The 4782-nt window shown below is 69.3% G+C and carries 4 protein-coding genes; 3 read left to right on the top strand and 1 reads right to left on the bottom strand.

Going from position 1 to position 4782, the window contains the following annotated elements:
• Window positions 1-50: 50 nt before the first annotated feature.
• Entirely contained in the window at window positions 51-1715 is a 1665-nt protein-coding gene (gene argS, locus Y706_RS0107245; protein ID WP_028276077.1) for an arginine--tRNA ligase, read from the bottom strand.
• Between the two features lie 197 nt (window positions 1716-1912).
• On the opposite strand from argS, the gene Y706_RS0107250 reads away from it, so the two are divergent.
• From Y706_RS0107250 to Y706_RS24070, 3 genes are all read left to right on the top strand, one after another.
• Window positions 1913-2350 carry an FMN-binding protein gene (locus Y706_RS0107250; protein ID WP_028276078.1) on the top strand — a complete coding sequence of 146 codons (438 nt, stop codon included), beginning with the start codon at window positions 1913-1915 and terminating at the stop codon, window positions 2348-2350.
• 22 nt (window positions 2351-2372) lie between these two features.
• The gene (locus Y706_RS0107255) at window positions 2373-3245 is read left to right on the top strand and encodes an FAD:protein FMN transferase (protein ID WP_028276079.1); all 873 of its coding nucleotides are present in this window, start codon (window positions 2373-2375) and stop codon (window positions 3243-3245) included.
• Window positions 3242-4782, top strand: a 1541-nt coding sequence (locus Y706_RS24070; protein ID WP_043435247.1) for an FAD-dependent oxidoreductase, incomplete at its 3' end; no start/stop codon positions are given. The genes Y706_RS0107255 and Y706_RS24070, both read left to right, overlap by 4 nt.

Here is a 4782-nt window from a genome sequence, read left to right on the forward strand (position 1 = left end):
GAGCCAGTCCGGGGCGAGCGGGGACTGTCCTGAATTCGCGGTCATGGCGGTTACATCCGTTCCGGCGCCGAGACGCCCAGCAGTTCCAGTCCGTTGGCCAGCACCTGGCTGGTGGCGTCGTTGAGCCACAGCCTGGTGCGGTTGGTGTCGGTGATGGGTTCGTCGCCCTGCGGCGCCACGCGGCAGGCGTCATACCAGCGGTGGTAGGCGCCGGCGATCACTTCGAGGTGGCGGGCCACGCGGTGCGGCTCGCGCAGCTCGGCGGCCTTGGCCACGATCGAGGGATAGCTGCCCAGGTGCGAGAGCAGCTCGTTTTCGGTGGGGTGCTCCAGCAGGGCGGCGTTGAAGCTGTCTATGCCGTCCACACGGCGCTCCACGCCGGCGGCCACGGCGTTGCGGGCGGCGCCCCGGGAGCGGGCGTGGGCGTACTGGACGTAGAACACCGGGTTTTCGTTGCTGTGCTTCTTCAGCAGCTCCGGGTCCAGCGTCAGCGGCGAATCGGCGGGGAACCGGGCCAGCGAGTACCGGACGGCGTCCTTGCCGAGCCAGGAGATGAGGTCCTTGAGCTCGATGATGTTGCCGGCTCGCTTGGACAGTTTGGCGCCGTTGACGGAGACCAGCTGGCCGATCAGGACCTCGATGTTGACCTCGGGGTCGTCCCCGGCGGCTGCCGCGATGGCCTTGAGCCGGTTGATGTAGCCGTGGTGGTCGGCGCCGAGGAGGTAGATCTTCTCGGTGTAGCCGCGGTCCTTCTTGGACAGGTAGTAGGCGGCGTCGGCGGCGAAGTACGTGGGCTCACCGTTTGCGCGGACCATCACGCGGTCCTTGTCATCGCCGAAGTCGGTGGTGCGCAGCCAGACCGCGCCGCCGTCGTCGAACACGTGGCCCTGTTCGCGCAGGCGGGCGACGGCGTCCTCGATCGCGCCGGCGTCGTGGAGCTCCTGTTCGGAGAAGTAGACATCGAAGTCGACGCCAAACTCGGCCAGCGTCTGCTTGATGTCATGCATCTGCGCCTTGTAGGCGGCGCCCCGGATCACCGGCAGGGCCGCCACTTCGGTGAGTTCGCGGATGTCCGGGTGTTCGGTGAGCACCTCGTGGCCGAGGTCCGCGATGTACTGGCCCGGGTAGCCGCCCTGGGGCACGTCCCGGCCGTGCAGCCTGGCGAACACGGAGTTCGCGAACACGTTCATCTGGGAACCGGCGTCGTTGATGTAGTACTCGGCAGTGACGTCGGCACCGGAGGCCCGGAGGACGCGGGCGATCGCGTCGCCGAGGGCGGCCCAGCGGGTGTGGCCGATGTGCAGCGGGCCGGTGGGGTTGGCCGAGACGAATTCCATGTTGACCACGTGCCCGGCGAGCGCGGTGTTGGTGCCGTAGGCCGCACCGGCCTCGACGATCGCCTTGGCGAGGGCACCGGCGGCAGCGGCGTCCACGGTGATGTTCAGGAAGCCGGGGCCGGCGATGTCCACCGCGGACACGCCGTCGATCGTTTTGAGCCGGGCGCTCAGGACGGACGCGAACTCCCGCGGGTTGGTGCCCGCCGTTTTGGCCAGCTGGAGGGCGACGTTGGTGGCCCAGTCCCCGTGGTCCCTGTTCTTGGGGCGCTCCACGCGCACCTCATCCGGGATGTCGGCCGCGGAGAGGGCTATGTCGCCGGCGGCGACGGCGTCCTTCAGGCAGGCGGATATGGCGAGGGAGAGTTCTTCTGGGGTCACAGTTCTAGCCTACCGGTGGGCCCGGAGTGCGGCGGAATCTGGCGCCCGGCATGACGGCGGGGGTCAGTTCCGGGGAGACCCAGGGTCTTCGATGCCTCGCGCCCGGGGTGAACCGTTACCCTGAATTCAACGTCTGCAACCGTGTCAGTGCCTCCACATTGTTCGCTGTCCGATCCCCGCAAAGAATCGAGTCCCGCATGAATACCGCCTTCCGCAAAAGCGTCCTCGTCGGCATTGCCGGCCTCTCCGTGGCCGGAACAGCGGCTGGCTGTGCCCCGTCGGCCCCGGCCCCGGCCGCACAGGGCGCGCCCCCGGCATCCGAGTCCGCTGCCGGTACCGGTTCTTACAAGGACGGCACGTACAGCGCCGACGGGAACTACACCTCCCCCAACGGCACTGAGACCGTGGGCGTGGAGCTGACGCTGGCCGGCGGTGCCGTGTCCGACGTGAAGATCACGCCGCACCCCTCGAATCCGAACACCCGAAAGTTCCAGGGTGAGTTCGCCGGCGGCATCCAGTCCCAGGTTGTTGGCAAGAAGCTTGACGAGATCAAGGTTTCCAAAGTGGCCGGATCCTCGCTGACCAGCGGCGGCTTCAACCAGGCCGTGGCGAAGATCAAGTCACAGGCCCAATAGCCCAGCAAGGGACAGAGGAATCGTGGCGCATCCGGGCTGGACGCACTTCAGCTTTGACGGGATCGGGACCCGCTGGGAGATTTCCACCCCGTCCCGGCTCTCCGGCGAGCTCCGCCGGGGCCTGCTCGCCACGGTGGAGGAGTACGACGCCGCGTGGTCCCGGTTCCGCCCCGATTCGCTCATTGCCGACGCAGCCCGGACGCCTGGCCGCATTGAGCTGCCCGCCGAAGGGGCCGCCCTGGGCGCGCTGTACGGCACCCTGTACCGGCTCACCAAGGGTGCGATGACCCCGCTCATCGGCGGGAGCCTGGAGCGACTGGGCTACGACGCCACCTACACCCTGCGCCCGGGCGGCGCGCCGCTTCCCGCGCCCCGGTGGGAGGATGCGCTGGACTGGCAGGGCACCGCGCTGACCACCACGGTTCCGGTGGTGATCGACGTCGGCGCGGCCGGAAAGGGCCAGCTGGCCGATCTGCTCTCCGCCCGGCTCCGGGACGGCGGCTGCGCCGGGCATTTCATCGATGCCAGCGGGGACCTGCTGAATCCGGGGCCGGATCCGGTGGTGGTTGCCCTCGAGCACCCCTACGATCCCACCCGGGCAATCGGCACCGTCCAGCTGGGGGCCGGCGCCCTGTGCGCTTCCGCCGCCAACCGGCGCGCCTGGGGCGACGGGTTCCATCATGTCCTGGACGGCACCACGGGAGCTCCGGTGCGTACCGTTGTCGCCAGCTGGGCCATGGCCGGGACCGCGATGGTGGCCGATGCGCTGGCCACTGCGTTGTTCTTTGTCGACGGTCCGCGGCTGGAGCAGGAGTTCGATTGCGCCTGGCTCACGGTTTATGCGGACGGGCACGCGGAATATTCAGCCGACTTCGAAGGGGCCCTGTTCTCATGACTGCCATCACCACCACCGCCCTTGGCTCGAGGCTGGACACCGCCTTGGGCCGGCTCACGATGTACCGGCTGGTGCTGTGGGTCCTGGCCGTCCTGGCCGGCTACAGCCTGCTGCTCAATGTGCTGGGCTGGTTGACGTTCGGGCTGCCGGAAATGCTGGTCCACCTTGCCCTGTGCCTTGGCCTGACGTACGCCTCCAGCCAGGGGCTGGCCGCCCTGTTCCGTGTGCGGCCGCACACGGAATCCTCCCTCATCACCGGCCTGCTGCTGTACTTCCTTTTCTGGCCCAGCGAGCTTTTCTGGCCCAGCCAGCCGGCCCAGGGCCTCCAGCTGGCGGAGATCGCCGGCGTCGCCCTGGCCTGCGTCCTGGCCTCGACCTCGAAGTATGCGCTGGCCTGGCGCGGCCGGCACATCTTCAATCCGGCCGCGGCCGGCGCGTTCCTGGCCGGGCTGACCGGGCTCAACATTGCCACCTGGTGGGCCGCGACGCCGGCCATGCTCTGGCTGGTGCTGCCAGGGGTGCTGCTGGTGCTCTACCGGACCCGGAAGTTCGCCATGGCCGCCGTCTTCACCGTGGTTGCCGTGTCCATCGTGGCCGTGGATCTGCTCCAGGCCGGGATGGATCTCCCCGAGGCCCTGTGGCAGACGCTCGCGCAGCGGCCGGTGCTGTTCTTCGTCGGGTTCATGCTCACCGAGCCGCTCACCCTGCCCCCGCGGCGCTGGCAGCAACTGGCGCTGGCCGCCGTCGTCGGGGCACTGTTTGCCGTCCCCTACAACCTGGGGTTTGTGGCCAACTCCCCCGAGCTGGCGCTGCTCGCGGGCAACGTGCTTGCCTTCGCCGTCGGACAGCGGGGCGGGGTCCGGCTGGCGTTCGTCGCGAGCCGTCCGCTGACGCCGACGACGACGGAATTCAGCTTCCGCCCGGAACGTCCGGTGCGCTTCGCTCCCGGACAGGCCCTGGAGCTGCACCTGCCCCCGGACACGACCGGCGGGAAGGGTGACGGCAAGGCCCCCGGCAAACGTGACGGGAAGTCGGCCGGCAAGGGTGATGGGAAGGGAATCCGGCGCGTGTTCAGCCTGACCAGCGCGCCCGACGCCTCCCTGCTGACGATCGGGGTGGGGACGGCGGAGCCGGTGTCGTCAGCCAAGCGCTCGCTGCTGGCCCTTGAAGCGGGCGACGGGCTCACCGCAACCACGGTGAACGGCGACTTCCTCCTGCCGCGGAACCCGGCCACCCCCGTGCTGCTCATCGCGGCCGGAATCGGCATCACCCCCTACATGGCCCAACTGGCCGCGGCGTCAGCCGGAACCCCGTCCGGGGACCGCGACGTTGTCCTCCTGTACCTGGCCAAGAATGCCGCCGAGCTGGGCTACGCCGAGGAGCTGCAGCGCTCCGGGGCGCGCGTCCTGGCGCGGCTTGCGGACGGTTCGGCGCCGCCGGCGTTCATGCAGGACGCAGGTTCAAGAAGGATCGATGCGGCGGCCCTCAAGGAGCTGGTCCCCGACATCAGCGGCCGGGTGGTCTTCGTCTCCGGCTC

This window comes from Arthrobacter sp. I3 (genome assembly GCF_000520575.1).
Taxonomy (GTDB): Bacteria; Actinomycetota; Actinomycetes; order Actinomycetales; family Micrococcaceae; genus Arthrobacter; species Arthrobacter humicola_A.